The organism is Phenylobacterium sp., assembly GCF_030697925.1.
In the GTDB taxonomy this organism is placed as follows: domain Bacteria; phylum Pseudomonadota; class Alphaproteobacteria; order Caulobacterales; family Caulobacteraceae; genus Phenylobacterium.
Map to the genome: position 1 here is coordinate 1 of NZ_JAUYOJ010000214.1, position 3501 is coordinate 3501.

General features: G+C 66.4%; 4 protein-coding genes. 3 read left to right on the forward strand and 1 reads right to left on the reverse strand.

Features of this window, described 5'->3' with window-relative positions; genetic code table 11:
• Positions 1-121 precede the first annotated feature (121 nt).
• The 3 genes from Q8Q88_RS20875 to Q8Q88_RS20885 all read left to right on the forward strand — a co-directional run bounded on the left by Q8Q88_RS20875 (position 122) and on the right by Q8Q88_RS20885 (position 2450).
• Entirely contained in the window at positions 122-1363 is a 1242-nt protein-coding gene (locus tag Q8Q88_RS20875) for a hypothetical protein (protein WP_305677112.1), read from the forward strand.
• 152 nt (positions 1364-1515) lie between these two features.
• The gene (locus Q8Q88_RS20880; protein WP_305677113.1) at positions 1516-2133 is read left to right on the forward strand and encodes a 2-hydroxychromene-2-carboxylate isomerase; all 618 of its coding nucleotides are present in this window, start codon (positions 1516-1518) and stop codon (positions 2131-2133) included.
• Between the two features lie 20 nt (positions 2134-2153).
• The gene (locus Q8Q88_RS20885; RefSeq protein WP_305677114.1) at positions 2154-2450 is read left to right on the forward strand and encodes a YciI family protein; all 297 of its coding nucleotides are present in this window, start codon (positions 2154-2156) and stop codon (positions 2448-2450) included.
• Between the two features lie 63 nt (positions 2451-2513).
• Here the strand turns inward: Q8Q88_RS20885 and Q8Q88_RS20890 are convergent.
• On the reverse strand, positions 2514-3501 hold a 988-nt coding region (locus Q8Q88_RS20890), incomplete at its 5' end, for an AMP-binding protein (protein ID WP_305677115.1).

Here is a 3501-nt window from a genome sequence, read left to right on the forward strand (position 1 = left end):
CATATCGATCAGGTCGGAGGCGCGCCTGGAGCATTCCTGGCGGGCTATTCGGCGCAGGCCAGGGCTGGGCAAACCCGCGGCTGAGGACGAGCGGCCGACGGGCTAGGAACTCAAGACACCGATGGGAACGCAAACGCAGGAAGAGCTCGCCGCAGACGTTGCGCAGATGGCCAGCGACCTTGCGGCGGCGCTCGCGCTCGAGAGCGACCCAGCGCTGCAGTCGTGGCTAAGATCACAAGGCGGCGCGCGCGATGTCGAGCCACTCCATGTTCGGCTGGGGTCACCCGAAATATGGGCCCGGCTCGACGCGCGAGGCGCGGTTCTGGTTCGCGAGGCGCCGCCGTCCAGCGCCGCACGCTTCGACCTGTTCGGAGAGCTCCGACGCGACCCCGAGCTCTGGGCGCGAATCCAGGCCGGCATCCGCCAAACCGGCGCACAGGCTCGTGCCGATAGGATGCTGAACAGCGTGTTCGAGCGCTCGACGGATCCCACCCGGCGACATATGGCCGAACTCCTTCGTTGGGCGCCTCTCCTGGAACGCGCGGCCTACCGCTTCGGCGCGCGCTGCATCGCCGGCCTTCAGGAAATGCGGCGAGGCCTTCAGACTCAGACTGGCGCCGCGCCGCCGACGGGACAGGGAAGCTTCCCGGCCTATTGGCGACTGGCTCTGGCCAACAGCCATCTGGGCCTGCTCGCCACCACAGATGGCGCTCGCCCTTGGCTTGTCGGCATGGCCGACAGCTTCGCATGGATAGATTGGACGCCGAGCCTCACCCTCGTCCAGGAGCGATCACTGTGGTTCGGCGCCGTGGCGGCGCGGAACGTGGCGACGTTCGGAGACGCCGTCCTTGAGAAGTACCTCAGGGCGCTGGCGCTCGCGACCCAGCCCATCAAGGTGTTCGACGCCACCTTCGGCCTGTTGGCCATCGCTTTGGATGATCCACGCGCCGTCCCCGCCTTGCGCTCGGCGCTTGCCGGACAGGCTCAGGCGTTCCTGCGCCAAGGCGGACCGTATGGCGCCTTGCGGGCGAGCGTGGTGGAAGCCGCCCTCACCTGTCTCGCCGACCCGGAGGCGGCGGATAGGGCGTTCCTCAAGGCCGTGGGCGCGCTAGGGCCAGCGCTTGAGCAAGGTCGAGGCCTACTCGGTCGCGCGGCGGTCCGTCTCGATCTCACGGCGCGGATCGGCTCGCAGGGGTATCTTGGGCTCTCGGGCTTGCCGCGCCTGCTGCGGACTCCATCGCCCGAGCTCTATCCCACGGACTCCGATCAACCCTCCGCCGCGAGCCTTCCGCCGGTGGAGATCGAGGCCCACCTGGCTCGCGCATTCGAGAGCGGGCATCAGGGCTCAGCCAAGCTCCATTGACGGCGAGTGGTGGATGGCCGCTCCGATCCACCGGCCAAATCACCGGCCAATCCAATAAGTTCTTGATCATCAAACCATCGTCTGTCAGTGCTGATTTCATACTTATGATCGACTGCCTCAGGCAGCGGCGCATTTTGACGAGAGGTAGAGAGATGAACGTCGAGTTCTTCTTCGATTTCGGCAGCCCGAACGCCTATATGTGCCATCGCGTCCTCCCGAAGATCGAGGCCGCCACCGGCGCCAAGTTCAAATATGTGCCGATCCTGCTGGGCGGGGTCTTCAAGCTCACCGGCAACCAGTCGCCAGCGACCGCCTTCGCCAACATCAAGAACAAACCTGAATACGAACGGCTCGAGACCGACAGGTTCCTGAGGAAGCACGAGATCTCCGACTTCCGGTTCAATCCCCACTTCCCGGTGAATACGCTCCAGCTGATGCGCGGCGCGGTGGCGGCTCAGGAGGCCGGGGTGTTCCAGGCCTTCGTGAATCAGGTCTACGACGACATGTGGGTTCGCGGCCGCAAGATGGACGACCCGGGGGTCTACGCCGCCTCGCTCGTGGAGGCCGGCCTGCCGAAGGACGACATCCTGCGCCTCGCGCAAACCGAACCCGTGAAGTCAAAGCTCCTGGCCAACACTCAAGGCGCCGTGGACGCGGGAGTCTTCGGAAGCCCCTCGTTCCTCGTGGGTAAGGAGCTGTTCTTCGGCAAGGATCGGCTCCGCGAGGTCGAAGAAGAGATCACCGCCGCCATGGCGGCGCAGCCGGCGTAGGCGCGATGGGAGGATCGGCAATGAAGTACTATCTCTGCAAGTACATCCCTCCCCGCGACGATTTCCTGGCGACGATGAGTGCGGAGGAACGCGCCTGGATGCAGCAGCACGGGGCCTATATGGACGACCTGCTCGACCAGGGCTTGATCGTCGCCCACGGGCCGGTGATGGATCCAGCAGGCGGCTACGGCGTGTCTCTCTATCAGATCGCCGACGATGCGGACATCGCGGCCTACACCTCGCAAGACCCGATCGTGAAAAACGGCGCGGGCCACTACGAACACCACCCGATGCCGCGCCTGCGTTCGCGCGGTTGAAGCCCGCCGCCGGCAGCGCCTTGAAGCCGTAGCGCTTCGGTAGTTCTGCCGGCCCGCCCGAAGCTATAGGACCACGATGCGTTCAGGTGGCTTGGCGGCGTACAGGTCGTCGACCAGTTCCGCCTGGCTGGCGAGCACCGCGCGCTGGTTCACATTGCCTTTGTCCGTGACCTCGCCGGCGCCCAGAGAGGGGGGCGTCGTGAGAATGGCGAAGGCCCCGATGCGGCGGGTCGCGCCGGCGTTTTGGGCGTTGTAGGCCCGCAGCTGATCTGCGATGCGCGCCTGCAGCGCCGCCTCCAGACCCTCCCCGCTCAAGCCCTCGCGCGCCAGGTCCGCACGGACGTTCGGCGCCGCCCAGACCAGGAGCCGAACATCGTTGCGGTCCTGGCCGGCGACGACCGCCTCGGCGATGGCCGGCGCCGCGGCGATCACCGTGGATCGCAGTTCGCCGGTGATGACCCAGGATCCGTTCGACAGCTTGAAATTCTCGCTCAGGCGTCCGGCGAAGCGCAGGCCTGCCCGGGGATCGAGGGGGTCGACGAAGGTGACCGCGTCCCCCACCTTGTAGAAGCCTTCTTCGTCGAAGGCGGCCTCATTGAGATCCGGCCGGCCGAGATATCCCGGCATGACGTTCGGGCCGCGGGCGCGGATTTCGTAACGATCTCCCGCGGGGACAAGCTTCACCTCCACGCCTGGATGCGGCAGTCCGATCTCGCCCCGCCCTTCGCAGGCCCAGTAGGTGCTGCAGATGCCCGGCGCAGTCTCCGTCGTTCCATAGCCTGAGGTAACCGCTACGGGGCGGCCCCTGGTCGCGAGGGACAGCGCCTGTAGGCGCTCCCAGGTGTCCCGCGGCAGGGCGGCTCCGGCGTAGAGCAGCCTGCGGATGCGCGCGAAGAAGCTCGTCCGCAGCTCATTGTCCTGCTCCATCGCCTCGACGAGCATCTGGATGCCGGCCGGCACGTTCTGAGCGAAGGTGACCGGTATCTCTCTCAGGTTCCGGATGGTCCGGCCGATGAGTTCCGGCGTCGGACGCCCATCGTCGATGTAGAGC

Excerpts from the sequence above, each read along its gene's own strand:
- Q8Q88_RS20875 (WP_305677112.1), top strand. The coding sequence starts at position 122 with ATGGGAACGCAAACGCAGGAAGAGCTCGCCGCAGACGTTGCGCAGATG.
- Q8Q88_RS20880 (WP_305677113.1), top strand. The coding sequence starts at position 1,516 with ATGAACGTCGAGTTCTTCTTCGATTTCGGCAGCCCGAACGCCTATATG.
- Q8Q88_RS20885 (WP_305677114.1), top strand. The coding sequence starts at position 2,154 with ATGAAGTACTATCTCTGCAAGTACATCCCTCCCCGCGACGATTTCCTG.